Source organism: Serratia sp. HNCC26DJ244, from assembly GCF_057180565.1.
This window is the reverse complement of record NZ_JBXUGO010000006.1, coordinates 186,927-207,525: the sequence shown is the minus strand read 5'-3', so window position 1 is coordinate 207,525 and position 20,599 is coordinate 186,927. Positions and strand designations below refer to the sequence as shown.

16 protein-coding genes are annotated in these 20,599 nt (G+C 49.5%); 7 read left to right on the top strand and 9 right to left on the bottom strand.

What is annotated here, in order from left to right; genetic code table 11:
• Window positions 1-21 precede the first annotated feature (21 nt).
• Window positions 22-378 (top strand): hypothetical protein, encoded by a 357-nt coding sequence (locus tag AC2A06_RS07685; RefSeq protein ID WP_484379893.1) that lies wholly within the window; start codon window positions 22-24, stop codon window positions 376-378.
• An 84-nt stretch (window positions 379-462) separates the two neighbouring features.
• Here AC2A06_RS07685 and AC2A06_RS07680 read toward each other — a convergent pair whose 3' ends face one another.
• Together AC2A06_RS07680 and AC2A06_RS07675 are read right to left on the bottom strand one after the other, a co-directional pair.
• Window positions 463-1,092, bottom strand: coding sequence for a hypothetical protein (locus AC2A06_RS07680; protein WP_484379892.1), 630 nt, complete (start codon window positions 1,090-1,092; stop codon window positions 463-465).
• A gap of 144 nt (window positions 1,093-1,236) precedes the next feature.
• Window positions 1,237-2,697, bottom strand: a complete 1,461-nt coding sequence (locus tag AC2A06_RS07675; RefSeq protein ID WP_484379891.1) for an EmmdR/YeeO family multidrug/toxin efflux MATE transporter — start codon at window positions 2,695-2,697, stop codon at window positions 1,237-1,239.
• A gap of 395 nt (window positions 2,698-3,092) precedes the next feature.
• Between AC2A06_RS07675 and yfcF the strand changes: the two genes are divergently transcribed.
• Window positions 3,093-3,728, top strand: coding sequence for a glutathione transferase (gene yfcF / locus AC2A06_RS07670; protein ID WP_484379890.1), 636 nt, complete (start codon window positions 3,093-3,095; stop codon window positions 3,726-3,728).
• 73 nt (window positions 3,729-3,801) lie between these two features.
• Here yfcF and aqpZ read toward each other — a convergent pair whose 3' ends face one another.
• The 3 genes from aqpZ to AC2A06_RS07655 all read right to left on the bottom strand — a co-directional run bounded on the left by aqpZ (window position 3,802) and on the right by AC2A06_RS07655 (window position 8,509).
• Window positions 3,802-4,497 carry an aquaporin Z gene (aqpZ, locus tag AC2A06_RS07665; protein ID WP_023492656.1) on the bottom strand — a complete coding sequence of 232 codons (696 nt, stop codon included), beginning with the start codon at window positions 4,495-4,497 and terminating at the stop codon, window positions 3,802-3,804.
• A gap of 618 nt (window positions 4,498-5,115) precedes the next feature.
• Window positions 5,116-6,459, bottom strand: coding sequence for an APC family permease (locus tag AC2A06_RS07660; protein ID WP_473196716.1), 1,344 nt, complete (start codon window positions 6,457-6,459; stop codon window positions 5,116-5,118).
• Window positions 6,460-6,802: 343 nt separating this feature from the next.
• The gene (locus AC2A06_RS07655) at window positions 6,803-8,509 is read right to left on the bottom strand and encodes an amidohydrolase (protein WP_484379889.1); all 1,707 of its coding nucleotides are present in this window, start codon (window positions 8,507-8,509) and stop codon (window positions 6,803-6,805) included.
• Window positions 8,510-8,774: 265 nt separating this feature from the next.
• Here AC2A06_RS07655 and AC2A06_RS07650 point away from each other — a divergent pair, with 265 nt between their 5' ends.
• Window positions 8,775-10,796, top strand: a complete 2,022-nt coding sequence (locus AC2A06_RS07650; RefSeq protein WP_484379888.1) for an oxidoreductase — start codon at window positions 8,775-8,777, stop codon at window positions 10,794-10,796.
• Window positions 10,797-10,848: 52 nt separating this feature from the next.
• Here AC2A06_RS07650 and rlmG read toward each other — a convergent pair whose 3' ends face one another.
• A complete protein-coding gene (gene rlmG / locus AC2A06_RS07645; protein WP_484379887.1) occupies window positions 10,849-11,988 on the bottom strand; it encodes a 23S rRNA (guanine(1835)-N(2))-methyltransferase RlmG in 1,140 nt (379 codons plus the stop codon).
• A 185-nt stretch (window positions 11,989-12,173) separates the two neighbouring features.
• Here rlmG and AC2A06_RS07640 point away from each other — a divergent pair, with 185 nt between their 5' ends.
• From AC2A06_RS07640 to sstT, 4 genes are all read left to right on the top strand, one after another.
• Entirely contained in the window at window positions 12,174-12,722 is a 549-nt protein-coding gene (locus AC2A06_RS07640; protein WP_473196713.1) for a M48 metallopeptidase family protein, read from the top strand.
• Window positions 12,723-12,773: 51 nt separating this feature from the next.
• Window positions 12,774-13,754, top strand: coding sequence for a Gfo/Idh/MocA family protein (locus AC2A06_RS07635; RefSeq protein ID WP_484379886.1), 981 nt, complete (start codon window positions 12,774-12,776; stop codon window positions 13,752-13,754).
• A gap of 473 nt (window positions 13,755-14,227) precedes the next feature.
• Entirely contained in the window at window positions 14,228-15,202 is a 975-nt protein-coding gene (locus tag AC2A06_RS07630) for a TerC family protein (protein WP_484379885.1), read from the top strand.
• A gap of 278 nt (window positions 15,203-15,480) precedes the next feature.
• On the top strand, window positions 15,481-16,716 hold the full coding sequence (gene sstT, locus AC2A06_RS07625; protein ID WP_023489468.1) for a serine/threonine transporter SstT: 1,236 nt from the start codon (window positions 15,481-15,483) through the stop codon (window positions 16,714-16,716).
• Window positions 16,717-16,755: 39 nt separating this feature from the next.
• Here sstT and AC2A06_RS07620 read toward each other — a convergent pair whose 3' ends face one another.
• From AC2A06_RS07620 to uxaC, 3 genes are all read right to left on the bottom strand, one after another.
• Window positions 16,756-17,325, bottom strand: a complete 570-nt coding sequence (locus tag AC2A06_RS07620) for a YgjV family protein (protein WP_484379884.1) — start codon at window positions 17,323-17,325, stop codon at window positions 16,756-16,758.
• Window positions 17,326-17,386: 61 nt separating this feature from the next.
• Entirely contained in the window at window positions 17,387-18,877 is a 1,491-nt protein-coding gene (locus AC2A06_RS07615) for a UxaA family hydrolase (protein WP_484379883.1), read from the bottom strand.
• A gap of 20 nt (window positions 18,878-18,897) precedes the next feature.
• Window positions 18,898-20,310: a glucuronate isomerase gene (gene uxaC / locus AC2A06_RS07610; protein WP_484379882.1), complete on the bottom strand. Its 1,413-nt coding sequence runs from the start codon at window positions 20,308-20,310 to the stop codon at window positions 18,898-18,900.
• Window positions 20,311-20,599 lie beyond the last annotated feature (289 nt).

Sequence of the window (20,599 nt, the reverse complement as noted above, 5' to 3'; positions counted from 1 at the left end):
AATACAAAACAAGGAGATTGTATGTTTAACACGTTGTTTGGCACCATTTGCCTGCTGTTTGCTGCTTTCTGTTATGCCCAATCATCGACAACGATAACCGATAAACCTTCCCCACAAGAAGCTAAAGACGCGCTTCAAACGCTGTTCGAACTCCCACCGGAACTACTCAAAAATGCTACCGTACAATTAGGGACTTGTGTCCCTGCTTTGGGTGCCCAATACCAAGGGCAAATTTCCTGCACCACGCTTTTGCGATACAACGCAGGTTCATCGGAATCTCAAGCAGATTTTTATCGTGACCCAAAAACAAAAGTCTGGGTGGCTGGTCCGCCAACTACACAAGAGGAGTTGCCATTTCCTGATCCCAAATTCCAATAAGCTGATCTTTCCCTATTATTTTAGGGCGGTCATTTTTCTCATTGCCCCCCAGTTGGGGCGATAAGAAAGATAACCAGCATCGCGCTAAAGGCTATTTCTTCTATGCTCTAGCAATAGCGGATTGCTGGTATTCCCCCCACGGTCAAAAATTATATGGGTGCCGGAAAATCTTTGCCGGATCAATTGTTCAGCTTTAGGGTTGACATTATCAAGATGTTTGTTTAACTCAGCAGTAAAGTTAATAAACTCCTGGGCATAATCATATATAATAACGTTTAGCTTATTGGGCTTTAACTTAAACACTCTATTATACCAAGTAAGATCATGATAATACTTCACCTCTGGTAACTTATTTAGTGAAATATCTAATCGCTGCTCATGACCATCCCCTTCTCTAGGGGGGTAACTGTGTAATATAATTGCCTCAACACTACGCCATTTCATATACTGCCGAGCCTGAAATAGAGGTAAATCCAGTATCATCCCTTCAGAATCACAAGTAATATGCTGCCGACGGGCTTCTACACTTTTCCTCTGTTGAGTCGTGATTGGCATACCCTGATTAATGCTATAGAGCAACCACATCATGAACAGAAAAATCCCACCCATAACAGCAAATGTGGCCATATAGGGGTGCCCTATATGCCACAAAAAAGCCATCAGCCCAAGATCGATGAGGGAAAAAATAATAATTACTACATTGAATAATAACAATTTTCTATCCTAACCCTGGCCATTGTACAATTACTCAGCCTTTATCTCCGAGAGGTGACAACAGTCTGACACAAAACAACAGAAACGATGATTTATTATCCAACACCATTGAGGGTAGCGCTACGCCGCTTTGGTGCTAATCCGTCAGGAGGCGGATGGCGGTTTTTCTGCCAAAATGGCTGGTTGTCCCTTAACGCGTGGATATCGCCACAACCAGCGGCCGCTGACCATGCGCCAATAGAAAAAAGTACCGCGCACAATCCAATCAAAGAACATACCCAACCAGACGCCGACCACCCCCATGCCAAGTACCACACCGAGAATATAACCGACAATCACTCGGCAACCCCACATACTGAGCATCGCAACCCACATGGTAAAACGAGCATCACGCGCTCCCTTTAACCCGGGTGGCAATACCCACGAGGCAGCCCAGATGGGCATAAAAGCCGCATTCCACCAGACCAACGTTTTCACTACTTCTTTAACGTCGTTTTCCTGGGTATAGAAAGAGGCCAATAGCCCGGCGAACGGCGCTGTTCCCCAGGCAATCAGGGTTAAACCGAGGGTTGCCAGCCAGAATATATGGCGCAATTGCCGCTCAGCCTGCCCTCTCTGCCCTTTACCCAAGCGGCGGCCAACAATGATCATTGCAGAAGAACTCAAAGCGTTACCCGGCAGGTTAATCAACGTCGCAATAGAAAATGCGATAAAGTTACCGGCGATAACGTTGGTTCCCATCCCGGCAACAAACATCTGCGTCAACAATTTCCCGCTGTTGAATAGTACTGACTCAATACTGGCTGGAATGCCGATCCCCAACACATCCCACAAGATATTGCGGTTGAGTGGCTTCAGGTAACTCTTGAGTGAAATACGTAGCGCCGGGCTGACACCCACCGTCAACACGTAAAGAATACAGACGGCACCGATATAGCGGGAAATGGTCAACCCTAGGCCTGCACCGACAAAACCCAATCCATGCCAATCAAGCAGGCCATAAATCAGCACACTACTGATCAGGATATTTAAAATGTTCATACCGCCATTAATCAGTAGCGGAATTTTGGTACTCCCCGCACCACGCAAGGCACCACTGCCGATCATGGTAATGGCCGCTGCCGGATAACTCCACACGGTGGTTTGCAGGTAAGAAAGCGCCAGGGTTTTCACTTCCGGCGAGGCTTGACCGGCAATCACATCAATAATCTGTTCCCCTGCCAGATGGATCCCCAATGCCAGCAAGAGCGCCACAGCGGCCATCAATACCAGAGATTGCCGCGCAGCTGCCCGTGCCCGCTTGCGATTCCGAGTGCCAAGGCTAAAGGCCACCACCACAGTGGTCCCCAAATCGACGGCAGCGAAAAACGCCATAATGAGCATATTGAAGCTATCTGCCAGCCCTACACCCGCCATCGACTCCTTACCAAGCCAGCTCACCAGAAAGGTGCTAAACACCCCCATCAACAAGACGCAGGTATTTTCCAAGAATATCGGTATCGCCAGTGGCGTGATCTCTCGCCAAAAAAGCACCCGATAACTCTTTCTCTTGGCATACCAAGGCGTTTTGCCAACACTTTGGTGAAGTAGCCTATGTAAGTTCAAAGTCAGCCTGCTGGGGGGAAGTGAAACGTCGTTTCGAATGATGGTTTATCTCTGTTCACTCTGCAAGATATTCCTGTGAAACGAGGATTTATACTCAAGTTCAATGAAGTTGCAGGTAGGCGACAAGTGAGCGAGTCCCTAGGAGCATAGATAACTATGTGACTAGGGCGAAAGAACGTAGTCAACACCCCTGCGGCTTCATTGGCGATGGATATAGAATGGCAACAGAATGGCAACCATGATACCTGCAGCTTAAACAGCGATGGGCAAAATTTGTCGGCTTAATCGACCAAACTGGCATTATCCTGGTCTGTATCCGCTGACGATACCATCACCTTGATTTTGTTTGATGGCTGACTAATGATGTCAGTTCCCACTATTTTCAGGAAGATGTTATGAACCAGTCAGCCATTGTTCTCTACACGGATGCAAACTTTTTCAGCCCTTATGCCATGTCAGCATTTGTGACACTGACAGAAAAAGGGATCCCCTTTACCATTAAACCGGTAGATTTATCTCAAGGGGAACAGCGGAGTCAAACCTATGGCAAACTGTCATTCACTCATCGTATACCCACGCTGGTGATGGATGATTTTCATCTTTGCGAATCTTCAGCCATTGATGAATACCTGGAAGAGGCCTATCCCGCACATCCAGTCTATCCACGGGATATTAAACAACGCGCTAAAGCCCGTGAAATCCAAGCCTGGCTGCGTAGTGATCTCTTGCCATTGCGCACTGAGCGACCAACGGAGGTCATTTTTGCTCAGGGCAAATTTGCACCTTTAAGTGACGCTGCCCAGCAAGCTACTCAAAAATTACTTAACGCGGCGCAACAATTGTTGAACCATGGTCATGAGAATTTATTCGGCCAGTGGTGCATCGCTGATACCGATCTGGCGCTGATACTTAACCGATTGGTTATGCACGGTGATGAGGTACCGGAAAATATTCGCCACTATGCACAAAAACAGTGGCAACGCCCTTCGATACAGGCTTGGTTGGCATTACCCAAAAATTTTGGTCGCTAAAACTATCGTCGCTAAAACTATCGTCGTTACAATAATAGCAGGGCAGCCACAAGGGCTGCCCTGAGAGTGATACTTATTTTTTGTCTTCCAACAGACAGCGGTAAATCAACCCGCCAATAATGCCGCCAATTAATGGGATCAACAAGAATACCCAGAGTTGCTGTAGCGCCCAAGTGCCTTGGAATATCGCCACACCCAGACTGCGTGCTGGGTTAACTGAGGTATTGGTGACTGGAATGCTGATTAAGTGAATCAATGTCAATGCCAGACCAATAGCCAGTGGAGCAAAACCTGCCGGTGCACGCTTATCCGTTGCGCCATGAATAACAATCAAGAAGAATGCGGTCAGGACTAATTCAATAACAATGGCTGCTTGTAGAGAGTATCCATCAGGCGAATGCTCACCATATCCATTCGAAGCAAAACCACCTGCGGTAGCATCAAAGCCGGTTTTACCGCTGGCAACTAAATAAAGCACTGCGGCGGCGGCGATACCACCAATAACCTGAGCAATAACATAAGGAACAACATCTTTTGCCGGGAAGCGGCCACCAGCAAATAATCCCATGGTCACTGCCGGGTTAAAATGTCCACCTGAAATATGACCGACAGCATAAGCCATGGTCACCACGGTGAGACCAAACGCTAACGCTACACCCGTAAACCCAATACCCAGTTGTGGAAATGCAGCAGCTAATACTGCGCTCCCACAGCCACCAAATACTAACCAAAATGTACCAAAAAATTCAGCAAAAAGTCGCTTTGACATAGATTGTATCCTACAAGAAAAAATAAATTTCTATCAGAGAGATACTCGTCATACTTCAAGTTACATCGGGGAGGCAGAGACTGATTACTCGGCTCTTCCCTGAGCCCTGCCCTTCTGGGCCAACACAAACACAATTCAAAATACGCTACTCTTTTGAATTGTGACTTGATTTATTTAGGGTATGGATTACAAATGCGTGGAAAGTAAAAACTGATCAGCTGACTTCGGTCAATAGTTCTGTTTTATAAGCATTACCAGCGCACAGGCAACTTAAATTATGATGGTCTATCTGATATATCCCTATTACGGCGGCTATTAAATGCCTATTTTTTTATCTTGTCTATGCCTATAGTGACCAGTAATAATAATAAAATGTAAAATAATGTGTCCGATTTTTTACCGAGAGTGATGTATTCAATACATTGCTCGTCCTGAAAGCATAATGCTTATTCTCAATTGAACCCATAAAATCACACTGATTTTACAACACCCATTAAATTGCTAACAATATGTTTTTCTCACGATAATTCGTCGTTATTGGCTACAGGCTGGGTTGGCATTATCAAAGAAAAGCATGTATTGAAAAGATAGGGCGGCCTTATTAAGCCACCCTCAGTCTTAATCAAGCAGGTGGGAAATATCATCATGGGTGACTGCCGGGGGATCCTTACGCAATCCTTTGGTCAACCATAGCAGATAGATAAAACCGGCCAGCAACCAGCCTAGGCCTACTTTCAATGCTTCACTATCCAGGTTAAACCACAACCATACTGACATGCCAAAACCAATCAGCGGCAACAAGCCATATTTGAACATCGCGTTCAGGCCCCGCTGCTTTTCATTAATCAGAAAATGTTTGATTACGCTGAGATTAACAAAGGTAAATGCCCCCAATGCCCCAAAGCTGATCATCGACACCACCATGTTCAAATCCATACACAGGGCCAATAAAGAGACTATTGCCACAAACACTATCGCCCGCCATGGTGTACGAAAACGGGAATGGAGATGGAAGAATACTTTACGCGGCAGCACACCTTCACGCCCCATGGCGTAGAAAATGCGCGAGACACTGGTTTGTGCGCTCATGCAAGAGGCGTATACCCCCGTCAAGTAAGTGGCCATAAAGAAGTTATACATCCACTTGCCACCCACATGTTCAGAGATAATCAAGCTGGCAGTATCCTGATGAGGAATCAACGCTTGCCAGTCTGGATAAGCCAGATGTGCAGCATAAGATACCGCCACAAAAATGGCACCGGCACTGATCACCGTAATCAGGATCGCTCGTGGCAGGGTATTCTTAGCGTCGTCAGCTTCTTCTGCCATGGTGGCGATAGCATCAAAACCAAGAAATGCCAGGCAAAGTACCGCGGCACCGGCAATCAGGCCGGAAAAATTACCCGCATCCACCAAGAGTGGTTTCATCAACGCGGCGGGGCTGAGATCCGCTTCGCTAAATGACAACACAATAAACAGCACAATAAACACCATCTGCAAACCAATCAGCGTAAAGTTGACTGAGCTCAACAGGCGGACACCCAGAATATTCAGGGCGCTGACACTACCAATGGATGCCAGAATAAACACATAGGCCGGAATCGATGGAAATGCCTCATGCAAGAAAATACCTAAAACCAAATAGTTAAGCATGGGCAGAAACAAATAATCCAGAATCTGCGCCCAACCCACCAGAAAACCAGTTTTCCCACCAAAACTGCGTTGCACATAAGAATAGGCCGACCCTGCTAACGGCATCGCGTTAGTCATCCGGCAATAACTCAGTGCGGTAAACAAGATGGTCACAATGGTCACCAGGTAAGCAATCGGCAAATGGCCTTGGCTTAACACCGTCACCTGACCATAGGTGGTGAATACGCCCAATGGCACCATATAGGCAAGACCAAATGCCACTAAGGCTGGGGTTTTAAGAACTCGTTGCAACTGAATATTTTGCGGCATTGCCGTATCATCTCCTGGCGCAGCGCCATTCCCTCAGGGCCGATTCCCATGGGTTATTCTGTGCTGCGGAAAAAACAAGGCACGGATTCTGGCACAAGAAAGGCTACCGGGGAAGTGAACAATTCGCTTCAAGCCAATCTACTGACAAGAGGTAAATAATTCGCTACCAACCCGTTGATTTAATGTTTCAACAATATGTCGATAGCATTGCCATGAGTCACCCACCAAGCATCCAGCAAGTTCACCAAAAGTGATAGGCAGTTAAATCTATTTAAGCAGATTTAAAGGCTTTTGCAGGGGGAAGTTACCCTTTCCCCCTGCTGGTTAAACAACAACGTTGGTACTAGGCCTGATAGACCACTTCCCCCCCCACCAGCGTCCGCTGAATACGGGTTTGATATATCTTATTCGCCGGTTGTTCGAACAAATTATGGTGCAGCACGATGGCATCAGCAAATTTGCCCACCTCAAGCGAGCCAATATACTGCTCTTTAGCAATCATGTAGGCAGCATCGATGGTCGCAGCGCGTAATGTTTCAATGAGGGTTAGGTCACGATCATTATCCAAGCGTGGCCCTGTAGGATTCCCTTCAGCATCCCAAGCGCGGCGTGTCATACCCACTTGCAGGTTATACCACTCATCCAGCCGGTCAATGGGCCAGTCACTGCCATAAGCCAAGCGCACCCCGGCATCAAGGAAGCGAGCTGCGGGTTCCAGATGAAGGAATCGCTCTTCACCGAGCATTTCACGCTCTTCATCAATCAACACCGCCGGTAATCCCGCCCATTGGAACGACAGTACAGCGGTAGCCCCAAGAGCGGCAAAACGTTCATATTGATGGGCAGCCACCAGCTCTGCATGGGCCAATCCCGGGCGGACATCTTTACCAGGGCAGGCATCACGCATCAACTCAAGTGCATCCAGTACCTGCTCAATAGCCCCCTCACCCACAGTATGGGTATGTGGGTGCAAACCAGCGCGGCCACATTCAACAATCAACGCATTGAGCACCGGCGTAGTGAAGTAGAGATCCCCATAGCGATCACCCGTTCCTTCACCATGATGTTCGCGATACGGCTCCAACAGCGCTGCCGTCATGGTTGGGGGCTGTAAAACGCCATCAACAAAGAGTTTGAGATGCTCAACGGCAATACCGGCTTTGGGTGTCCAGGTTTTGTCGCTCCACTGGTTGGCAAAATCAACCACTTCCTGCACCGCACGTGCCGCATCTTCTGGCCCAGGGACGCTATCTGGCGTCACTTCTTTGGCCCCAAGCATCCGTAGCGTCAGTTCTCCGCGAGAACGTAGTGTGGCAAACGCCTGGAGTTGCTCGGCAAATATGCGGGTATCCATAACGGTGGTGACCCCTTGCGCATGTAACGCCTGCTGCACGCGGGCCGCTACCTGTACGTTCTGCTCTGCGGTACCGGAAGGAATGCTGTCGAAGGCGCGCATGGCAGGGGCATCTTCCAGAATCCCGGTTAATTGCCCATCAGCATCTCGGGCAATCTTGCCATCTGACGGGACTGGGGTATTTTCATCAATACCCAACATGACCAAGGCACGGCTATTGGCGGCCAAGGTATGACAATCATTAGAGAACAGTGCCACCGGGCGACGCGTATTGAGGCCATCCAACAGCGCACGGCTCATATCAGCCCCCGCCGGAACCATTCCTTGACGCTGCCAGGCACGGACCGTCAACCACTCATCATCAGCTGCGGGGTATTTATCCAAATGCGCCTGAATATGCTGCAATGTCTGTTCCACCGTCAGCGCCGCATAGTGCAAGCTGCATCCTTGGAGTTGCTTGCCCCCCCAAAAGGGGTGCATATGGCTGTCGATCAGCCCCGGCATCATCATTTTACCTTGCAGATCGATACATTCTGTCGCTGAAGAGGCCAGTGCCAGCACCTGTTCATCGCTCCCTACCGCTAAAACGTATCCCTGCCCGATCGCCAATGCACTGCAAATGCTATTAACCGCATCCGCTGTATAAATGGTGCCGTTGTAATAAATCACATCGGCAACGTTGGTCGCTGGTGTCATATTCACTATCTCAAAACCACATAAAATGACCCTAAGTATATACTCAAGTCGATTCAAGTGGCAGGTAGAAGGTGCTGGCGTTTATCCCTATAAAATGTAATGAAATAATCAAGATCCATGCGCACTATCACATTCGACATCACATTCAACCGCTCTTCTGTTCCCAAGTCAGTAAACAACAGCTAGATTTATCTCATCCGACCACTTTTCGTCATCGCCCACTGGGCTTGAATGGTGACTGGCATAATAACTCTCGGAGAGTGCGATGAATTCATACCCACACCTGTTGGCCCCGCTCGATCTCGGCTTCACCACCCTGAAGAATCGCGTGTTAATGGGCTCGATGCACACCGGCTTGGAAGAACTGCCCAATGGTGCTGAACGCCTGGCGGCCTTTTATGCCGAACGCGCGGCCGCAGGCGTCGCCTTGATCGTAACTGGGGGTATCGCACCCAATGAAAAAGGCGTGGTTTATCAAGGGGGAGCCGTGCTCAATCAGCCACAGCAGGTGGCACACCACCGCATCGTCACTGATGCCGTCCATCAGGCGGGGGGTAAGATCGCGCTGCAAATTCTCCATGCCGGGCGCTACAGTTACCAACCACAACCGGTTGCCCCTTCGGCGCTACAAGCCCCCATTAGTCCATTTTGCCCAACCGCCATGGAGGAACAAGAGGTTGAACAAACGATTACTGACTTCGCCCACTGCGCAGCGTTAGCGCAACAGGCCGGTTACGACGGTGTGGAAGTGATGGGTTCTGAAGGTTACCTGATTAATCAGTTTCTGGTGGCGCGCACCAATCAGCGCAGTGATCAATGGGGTGGCAGCTTTATCAAGCGTATGCGTTTTGCAGTGGACATTGTGCGGGCAGTACGTCAGGCAACAGGGGCACAGTTTATTCTGATCTACCGCCTTTCGATGCTCGACCTGGTGGAAGACGGCGCCAGTTGGCCTGAGATCGAACAACTTGCCAGTGCCATCGAACAGGCAGGCGCGACACTGATCAACACCGGTATTGGCTGGCATGAAGCGCGTATCCCTACCATTGCCACCCTGGTACCTCGCGCAGGCTTCAGTTGGGTGACAGCAAAATTGATGGGCAAAGTGGGGATCCCACTGATCACTACCAACCGCATTAATGATCCGGCCGTGGCAGAACAGATTTTAGCTAGCGATGGTGCTGATATGGTGTCTATGGCGCGCCCTTTCCTGGCGGATGCCGCCTGGGTAGAGAAAGCGGCTGAAGGGCGAGCCGACGAAATCAACACCTGCATTGGCTGCAACCAAGCCTGTCTGGACCAGGTTTTTATGGGGCAGGTCGCGTCTTGTCTGGTTAATCCGCGCGCCTGCCACGAAACTGAAATGCCCTGGGTTGCCACCACTTCAGTGAAAAAACTGGCGGTAGTCGGTGCCGGGCCTGCGGGATTAGCATTCGCCACCACCGCGGCCCGGCGTGGACATCAAGTCACGCTGTTTGATGCTGATCATCAGATTGGTGGTCAATTCAATATTGCCAAGCAGATCCCCGGCAAGGAAGAATTCCACCAGACACTGCGATATTTTCACCATCAATTAAAGTTGAATAACGTGGTGCTGAAATTGGGGCAACCAGTACAGGCGCAGGATCTGGCAAGCTTCGATGAAGTGATCCTCGCTTGTGGCATCAAGCCACGCCTACCGGACATTCCCGGTATCAAGCACGGGATGGTGATGGACTATCTGGCGGTATTACGGGATAAAAAGCCGGTTGGTCAGCGGGTGGCGATCATTGGTGCGGGTGGGATCGGTTTCGATACTGCCGACTATCTCAGCCAAAGTGGAGCTTCCAGCAGCTTGCACCTAGAGGCGTTCAACCGTGAATGGGGTATCGACCCGCAGTTTACTCACCGTGGCGGTCTGAGTGATCAAGGGCCAATCGTGCCCGCAGCCGCACGCCAACTGTTTCTGTTACAACGCAAAACCAGCAAAATAGGCGAAGCCTTAGGTAAAACCACCGGTTGGATCCATCGCACCAGTTTGGCAGCGCGCGGTGTAAAAATGCTCAATGGCGTCAGTTATCTGCGCATTGATGATCAAGGGTTACATATCCTGCGGGATGGGCAAGAACACTGTCTATCGGTAGATACCGTGGTGATCTGTGCTGGGCAAGAACCACGTCGCGAACTACAGCAACCGCTGCTGGAGATGGGCAAAGTGGTTCACCTGATTGGCGGCGCAGATAGCGCCGCCGAATTGGATGCCCGCCGGGCGATTGAGCAGGGTATGCAGCTCGCCATGGCACTTTAGCGCCCATCATCGCTGCGGGTATAGGTTGGGCGATCCCGGCCCAACCTAACCACTAACGGCGTACGCCAGATTTAACCGCCTTGAGGATCAGAAACTTCTTATTAGCAGCGATCGTGGTGCAGTTGCCAAACAAGCGCTGCAACTTCTGGTAGTAGTCAAGATGACGGTTACCAACAATGTACAACGCACCACCCACTCGTAGGCAGCGTTTGGCATCGCAGAACATCTGCCAGGCAGTATGGTCAGTGATGGCATGCTGTTGGTGGAAAGGCGGGTTACACAATACTGCCTGCAGACTGCCCCCCTCAATACTCGCCAGCGAGTTATTCACTTTAAACTCACAGCGCTCCAACGCCTGCGGCAAATTATGCGCAACATTCAGTTCGCTGGAAGCCACCGCCATATAAGATTCATCAATAAAGGTGACCTGCGCTTGCGGATTCTGAACCAAGGCTTTCATACCGATAAGGCCGTTGCCGCAACCCAGATCGACAATATGACCGTTGATATCCTGCGGTAAGTGTTCCAGAAACAGACGAGCGCCAACATCCAGGCTACCACGGGAAAACACATTGGCATGGTTATGAATCAGCCAATCTGTACCATCAAGCGGCCAGTTGGTGGTTTCCGCTGCTGCTGGGGGCACGATATCAGCGACCTGGCAATAAATCAGGCGAGCCTTTTTCCAGGCCAGGCTGGTATGCGTTGGACCAAGTACCCGTTCAAAGAGTTGTAACGTGGAAGTATGAACATCCCGTGCTTTGGCACTGGCTACAATCAGGGTATCTGGCGCGACCACCTGACTTAATGCCCGCAATTGTTGTTCCAACAACGCCAAGGCTTTGGGAATGCGCATCACCACGACAGCCGGGTTGGCAGGCAATGCGGCCAGGCTGTCTTGCAGTGTTACCTGCTCCACATCCAATTCATTAAGCTGCAGATTATGGCGGGTTGCCAACTGGCTCATCAAGGAATCACTGATGCTGTAAGGCTTGTAGCCATGCAGGGCACAAGCCAGCGCACCGAAGTTATCGTTGAAGATCAGCAGTGGCCGTTCACCTAGATCAATGTTTTCAACTTGTTGCAGCAAATACTCATCTGCTGCCTCCCATGCCTGGAGTTGACTGGCCTCTTCCTGTTGAGGATAACGCTCCAGCTCCAGTTGCTGTGTTCCTAAATCGAGTTGGCTCATTGCCGCTCCTGACCAATAAATTTGGGCTGTTTATCCCCTAAAAACGCTCAGCAGTAAAATGTTTTTTTACCAAGACGGGAGCAGCGCGATATGATTGAGTACACTGACCAGGCCAAATAACCGCACTGCCCCTCTGCCGCCTGCAGCTTGATTGGTGACGGGTATAACACGGAATATTGAATCACATGCCTCAACTGATCTACCTGCAAGGCTATCCCGACCACCTGCAAACGCAGGTACAACAGCTTATCGAACAGCAACGGCTGGGAAAGGTGCTGTTACAGCGCTATCCGCAGGTTCACGACTGCACCACTGATAAGTCGCTGTATCAGTTTACTGTCGATCTGAAAAATCAATATCTGCGTAATGCGCAACCATTGAGTAAAGTGGCCTACGACAGCAAAATTCAGGTGTTAAAACAGGCGTTAGGTCAGCATACCGCCATTTCCCGCGTACAAGGTGGCAAGCTGAAAGCCAAGGCCGAGATCCGCATCGCGGCAGTGTTTAAAAATACCCCAGAACCCTTCCTGCGTATGATCGTGGTTCATGAATTAGCGCACCTGAAAGAGAAAGAGCACAATAAAGCGTTCTACAGTTTATGTTGCCATATGGAGCCGAGCTACCACCAATTGGAATTTGATACCCGCTTGTATCTGACGCATCTGTCACTGTTTGGTGAGCTCTATCCCCCGCCAGGTAACCTGCCAGATATTAGGGATATTCGCCTAACATGATTCGCATGCTAATCTGCTGTAAATAATTTTCCTGAGCAACCGGAGTAACCTATGATTCGCTTTGCTGTTGTTGGTACCAACTGGATTACAGAACGCTTTGTCGATGCTGCTCATAAAAGCGGCAAGATGCAACTGACCGCCGTCTACTCACGTAAACTCGAACAAGCGCGGGCATTTGCGGCCAATTACCCCGTTGAACACTTCTTTGACTCGCTAGAAGCACTGGCCCAGTCCGATGTTATCGACGCAGTGTATATTGCCAGCCCAAACTCACTACATTACTCGCAATCCTTGCTGTTCCTCAGCCACAAGAAACATGTGATTTGTGAAAAGCCATTAGCCTCTAATTTAGGTCAGGTGGAAGAATTACTGGCTTGTGCGCGGGAAAATCAGGTGGTGGTATTTGAAGCCTTTAAAACTGCCTACTTGCCAAACTTTGCCGTACTGCAACAAGCCTTACCAACGCTGGGTAAGCTGCGTAAAGTCTTTCTTAATTATTGCCAATACTCTTCCCGCTATCCGCGTTATCTGGCTGGTGAAAACCCGAATACCTTCAACCCGCAATTCTCCAACGGTTCGATCATGGATATCGGTTACTACTGTGTCGCCAGTGCAGTCAGCCTGTTTGGTGCGCCTAAAGAAGTGAAGGCCAGCGCGACCTTGTTGGACACGGGGGTCGATGGCCACGGCAGCGTTTGCCTGAATTATGGTGACTTTGATGTCACTATTTTCCATTCCAAGGTGAGTAATTCCGATATCCCAAGCGAAATTCAGGGGGAAGAGGGCACGCTGGTGATCGAACGGCTCTCTGAAGTGCAAAATGTGGTGCTCACACCACGGGGTGAGAAATCACAAGTGCTGACTCAACCACAACACGAAAATACCATGCTGTACGAAGCACAGGTGTTTGCCGATTTGGTAGAGAAACAGCAGGTCGAGCATATTGGTCTGGAAAACTCACGGCACATCGCTCAGTTATTGACTGAGATCCGCCGCCAGACCGGCGTGGTGTTCCCAGCAGACAGTGAATAACCGATGAAACCGCTGCTATTAATGCAAACCGGTGTTGTTGATGTAAACCCGTGTTGTTGATGTAAACCCATGTTGTTGATGCAAACCGGTGCTATTAAAGCAAAGCGGTAACGCCCGCAACGTATCTTGCAGGAACAGGCTAGCGATACGCCGTTAAGCCAAAGCCTGTTGCAGAACTTCATCCGCTCCGTGGGTGTACAAAAAATTGTGCCATAATAAGGATTAACGTTGACCAGCCGCACATTTTGTTTTAACTTCCTGCGCTGCAAAGGGGAGTAACTTCATTGCCGGTTAATCGTCAATACGGTGCGCAAGCATCCGGTTACCGGGCAATCTGATGTTGAAGGTGTTTATCACCACATCAGCGTTGTAAGTGAGACCTTGCCGGAAGGCGAGGTTTGCTTGTAGCGTTAATCATAGCGGCTAGCGTCTTCCGACGTTGGCCGTTTTTGTTTTGTAGAAGGATTTCCTGAATGATAAATACCGTTGGCACCCCTTGGTTGTGGGGCAGTTTTGCTGTCATCATTGTCGTAATGCTGGCCATAGACCTGTTTTTACAGGGCCGTAAAGGCGCGCAGACCATGACATTTAAGCAGGCTGCCAGCTGGTCACTGGTGTGGGTGAGCCTGGCGCTGTTATTCAACTTTGGTTTTTGGTACTACCTGAATCAAACCGCAGGACGCGCAGTAGCCGATACTCAAGCGCTGGCTTTCTTGACCGGTTACTTGATTGAAAAATCGTTGGCTGTTGATAACGTCTTCGTTTGGCTAATGCTATTCAGTTATTTCGCCGTTCCTTCCCATTTACAACGCCGAGTGCTCATTTACGGTGTGCTAGGCGCAATCATCTTGCGTACCATCATGATCTTCGCAGGAAGTTGGCTGATTACCCAATTTGCCTGGTTGCTCTATCTGTTCGGTGCTTTCTTACTGTTTACCGGTATCAAGATGGCCATAGCGAAGGAGGATAATGCCGCCATTGGCGATAAGCCCCTAGTGAAGTGGCTGCGTAGCCATTTACGCATCACCGACAACCTGGAAGGGGAGCGTTTCTTCGTACGCCGCAATGGGATATTGTTTGCTACCCCTCTAATGCTAGTACTGATTTTGGTTGAACTGAGCGATGTTATTTTCGCCGTTGACAGTATCCCGGCGATCTTCGCGGTGACCACCGATCCGTTTATCGTGCTGACCTCCAACCTGTTCGCCATCATGGGGTTGCGCGCCATGTATTTCCTGTTAGCCAACGTGGCTGAACGTTTCTCATTGCTGAAGTATGGTTTGGCGGCGATCCTGATATTTATCGGTATCAAAATGTTGATTGTCGATTTTTATCATATCCCGATTGCCATCTCATTGAGTGTTGTCGCAGGGATCCTCCTCGTGACATTGCTGATCAATGCCTGGGTTAACCAGCGCAATGATATTAAATCTCGGCAAAAACCATAATCTATTATTTGGGGTGTTAATCACCCCATTATTGTTTGGCGATTTCTTATATATACAGAATGTTATCAGGGTCACACAAATGTAAATGAAATGTATTTGGCCAGTTATCTACGCATATTATTTCATCGTCTCCCCTTTTCAAGGCGCATTGTTTACTGAATACTAACAAGGCAAACACACTTCGTTACAGAGACAACCATAAATAACCCGGCAACGTTCCTGCCAAGGTAGAGAGCTCTGTATGTCATCTTATCAGGGAGCGGAAACGCAAAAGCATCATGAATAAATTATTAGCACGAATCACTCAGGGCAGCCTGGTTATACAGATCATGGTTGGCCTTGCTGCAGGTATTATCCTGACACTGGTGTCACCCCCTGCTGCCAAGGCAGTGGGTTTATTGGGCTCGCTGTTCGTCGGTGCGCTGAAAGCGGTAGCTCCACTGCTGGTACTGGTACTGGTTATGGCTTCCATCGCTAATCATAAACAGGGGCAAAAAACCAATATCCGCCCAATTTTGTTCCTTTATCTGTTAGGCACTTTCGCCGCTGCGCTTTCCGCGGTCGTGTTCAGTTTCCTGTTCCCGACCACATTGACTCTGGTTGTGGGAAACACCGACATCAGCCCGCCAAGCGGTATTACAGAAGTCTTGAAAGGCCTGCTGATGAATGTCGTCGCCAACCCGTTTCATGCCCTCACCAATGCTAACTATATTGGTATTCTGGCCTGGGCTATCGGGCTGGGACTGGCATTGCGTCATGCCTCTGACACCACCAAGTCATTAATCACCGATATGTCCCACGCAGTAACCATGGTGGTACGGGGAGTGATCCGCTGTGCGCCACTGGGTATCTTTGGCCTGGTGTCATCGACACTGGCAGAGAGTGGTTTTGGGGCGCTCAGGGACTACGCACAATTACTCGTGGTGTTGATCGGCTGTATGTTGCTGGTGGCACTGGTGCTAAACCCGCTGATCGTTTACTGGAAAATCCGCCGTAACCCTTACCCACTGGTATTGACCTGCCTACGTGAAAGTGGCGTAACGGCCTTCTTTACCCGTAGTTCCGCCGCCAATATTCCGGTGAATATGGAACTGTGCAAAAAGTTGAACCTGAACCAGGATACCTATTCAGTTTCTATCCCACTGGGTGCCACCATCAATATGGCTGGCGCAGCGATCACCGTCACTGTGTTGACCCTGGCCGCTGTTCATACCCTCGGTATTGCTGTTGATATTCCTACCGCGCTGTTACTGAGTGTCGTCGCCGCAGTTTGTGCTTGTGGTGCTTCTGGCGTGGCGGGTGGCTCCCTGTTGTTAATCCCGCTGGCCTGTAATATGTTTGGTATCCCTAATGATATTGCCATGCAGGTGGTAGGTGTCGGCTTTATCATTGGCGTGCTGCAGGACTCAGCAGAAACTGCTCTCAACTCCTCTACTGATGTGGTGTTTACCGCAGCAGTCTGCCAAGCAGAAGATCAGCGCTTGGCTGATAAGGACCCACTAAAGGTTCGTTAATGCCCCCCTTACCCTCTCCTTGCGAGAGGGTAAGACACTTCACGTACTCTCTGGTTTAACTGGCTGGCATTGCGCTGTCGGTAGCTCTTTTTCCACCGCAAAAGGATCGATGCCACGCAGTTGCAAGCGCCGAAAACGGATAATGTTAACAGCGTTGATCAACAGGAAACTCCCTTCAATCAGTGAACCGCCTATCGAGCCGAGCCAGATATTGTGTGTTAACCAACATGCGGTTGAACACCACAGGATACAACGGGTGGTTAAACCACGGGTGCGGAAGAGTGCCCAAGTGGTGATGGTGGTACCAAAGATGGGCAACAACTCGACCCAGTATTGAAAACGCCATAAACCGATAGACAAGTTCAGGATGATAAACAGCCACATTACCCACAAACTGCGAACCCGCATGGAAACCAGGTTGCGGCAGGCGCCGATCAGGGCGCTGGTCCCAGCGGCATTCACCCCCATCATAAAGAAATGGATACCGATAACTAGGCTGTAGCCTGACAGTTGCAACTTAAAACGCTGATCATTTCGATTGAAAAAGCTGGTGATACCGACAAAAAAAGCCAGCACACCGACTGCCTGGGCAAACCAATAAAACGTCATGAATGGATCCTGAGAGGGGAAGGGGTAAAACAAAATAACGTTTTATTTTACCCCTGATACTTTACAGCGTCACTCCACTTTTAAAAATAGCCAGTTCGCGGAAGTCATTCACTTCGTTACATGTCGGTTTACCATCAGCAATGGCGACAATTAAATCGATAAACTGCGTCAGCAGTTGCGCCATCGGCACGCCATGGATCAAGCGGCCAGCATCAAAATCGATCCAATGCGGTTTTTTAGCCGCCAACTCCGAATTGGTGGACAACTTCACCGTTGGAACAAAACCACCGTAGGGTGTTCCTCGTCCAGTAGTGAATAACACCATATGGCAACCCGCCCCCGCCAGCGCGCTGGTGGCCACCGCATCATTACCGGGTGCACTCAACAGGTTCAGCCCTGGCCGATGCAGACGTTCACCATACTTTAAAACATCCACAACCTCACTTTGCCCCGCTTTTTGGGTACAACCCAATGACTTCTCTTCCAGCGTGGTGATGCCACCGGCTTTGTTACCCGGTGAAGGGTTCTCGTAAATCGGCTGGTCATGCGCAATAAAGTACTGTTTGAAATCGTTAACCATGGCAACGGTTTTTTCAAAAGTCACCGCATCCTGACAACGGCTCATCAGTATCCGCTCGGCACCAAACATTTCCGGCACCTCGGTCAGCACCGTAGTACCGCCGTTAGCGATCACATAGTCAGAAAAACAGCCCAGTAATGGATTGGCGGTGATCCCCGATAACCCATCAGAGCCACCGCATTCCAAACCAAACTTCAGCTCACTGAGTTTGCCTGGCTGGCGATGATCATCTCGCATGGTCTGGTATAACGCCTGTAGAGAGGCCAAACCAGCTTCAACTTCATCATCCTGCTGTTGGCAGACCATAAAACTCACGCGCTGCGGGTCAAAATCACCCAGCGTACTGCGGAAAATATCTACCTGATTATTCTCGCAACCTAAACCAATCACCAATACCGCACCCGCATTGGGATGACGCACCATATTCTGCAACATGGTGCGGGTATTATCATGATCTTGCCCAAGTTGAGAGCAACCGAACGGATGGCTGAATAGATACACACCGTCAATCCCGGGTGCTCCTTCGGTCACTTTCAGAAAACGCTGCAGGATGTGACGTGCAGTACCGTTGACGCAGCCTACCGTCGGGATGATCCACAGTTCGTTACGGATCCCGACCTCACCATTGCTACGCCGATAGAGTTGTACTTCACGATCAGCCGCTTGCTGCGCTAACGTCTGGAATTCCGGCTGATATTGATAGCTATCCAGATCACTCAGGTTGGTTTTGATATTTTGCGAATGGATATGCTCACCCGGCGCAATAGCAACCAGCGCATGGCCAATCGGTAAACCGTACTTGATAACCCTCTCCCCCGCAGCAATCGGTTCAAGGGCAAACTTGTGCCCTCGAGCCACCTCCTGCACCAAGGTAATCGTCTGGTCATCCCATGTTAGTCTTTCACCAGTAGCCAAATCACGTAGCGCTACCGCCACATTATCTTTTGCATGAATCTTTATAATGCTTTGCATAAACCAACCTTGAGTTCTAACTAGCCCAATTCGATAGCGAAATAGCGTTTAGCGTTGTCGAAGCAGATGTTTTTCACCATGTCCCCCAGCAACTCCATATCTGCTGGTGCTTCGCCATCAACCACCCAACGGCCAATCATCTGGCACAGAATACGACGGAAGTATTCATGCCGCGTATAAGAAAGGAAACTACGGCTATCCGTCAACATGCCGACAAAACGGCTAAGCAAGCCAAGTTGAGCCAACTGAGTCATCTGACGCTGCATTCCGTCTTTCTGATCGTTAAACCACCAGCCAGAACCAAATTGCATCTTGCCTGGCATCCCTTCCCCCTGGAAGTTACCGATCATGGTGCTGAGCACTTCGTTATCACCCGGGTTGAGGCAGTAAAGAATGGTCTTCGGCAAGGTTCCTTGTTTGGCCTGAGCATCGAGTAAACGTGACAGCGGTTCGGCCACCGGTTGATCGTTAATGGAATCAAAGCCAATATCTGGGCCAATGTGGTTAAACATCCGGCTGTTATTATTGCGCAGCGCACCAATGTGATACTGCTGCACCCACTCACGGCGCTGATATTCTGTCGCCAGGAACAGCAAGACTGCTGTCTTGAACTGGGCAACTTGTGACGCTGTTGGCTGTTTGCCACTCAAGCGTTGCGCCAAAATATTATCCAGTGTGGTTTCATCGGCCTCGCCATAAACCACCACATCCAGCGCGTGGTCGGAAATCTTGCAACCATGTGCAGCAAAGTAGTCCATCCGTTTTTTCAATGCATCGCAGAGATCACTAAAGCGGGTTATTGAGGTATCCGCAGCGGCTTCGAGCTTTTGCATATAATCATTAAACCCGGCAGATTCAATGTTAAAGGCTTTATCAGGTCGCCAGCTTGGCAACACCTTGATAGCAAAACTGCTGTCAGCCGCAATGGCTTTATGGTGGCGCAGATCATCGATCGGATCATCCGTGGTACCCACCATTTTCACCTTCATCTGCTGCATAATGCCGCGAGCACGAAAAGCATCCTGCTCCAACAACTGGTTACCGCGCTGCCAAATTTCATCCGCAGTAGTAGGGGAAAGGAGTTTACCGGTGATCCCGAATGGACGGCGCAATTCCAGATGGGTCCAGTGGTACAGTGGATTGCCAATGGTATGCGGCACGGTTGCTGCCCAGGCATCAAATTTCTCACGGTCAGAAGCATCACCGGTACACAGACGTTCTGCGACACCATTAGTACGCATAGCACGCCATTTATAGTGGTCCCCCTTCAGCCAAATATCGTACATATTCTGAAAACGGGTGTTTTCGGCTATCTGCTGCGGTGGCAGATGGCAGTGATAGTCAAAAATAGGTTGCTCCGCAGCATAGTCGTGGTACAGGCGACGGGCAAATTCACTGTCTAGCAAAAAATCATCACTCAAAAACGTGGCCATATCGGGTTCCTCACCTTGTGTCCTATCTAGTATCGCTGTCATTCCAAAAAAGATATTATACCAATTTAATGAAACACCCCGCACCATATTGACTTGGTTTATACCTTTTCATCGCACCAAAGCCCATTTCGCGGGAAATTCATCGTTAATTTAGTGCCATATGATGCGTTTTATTATTACTTAATAAAATAACGCCTTTTGTGATATCACTCAACTTTCAAAGTTGTATGACAAGTTATTGTGACACCATCCTGCTAAGGGCTTTTGGCAATTCACTATCCCAATGCGC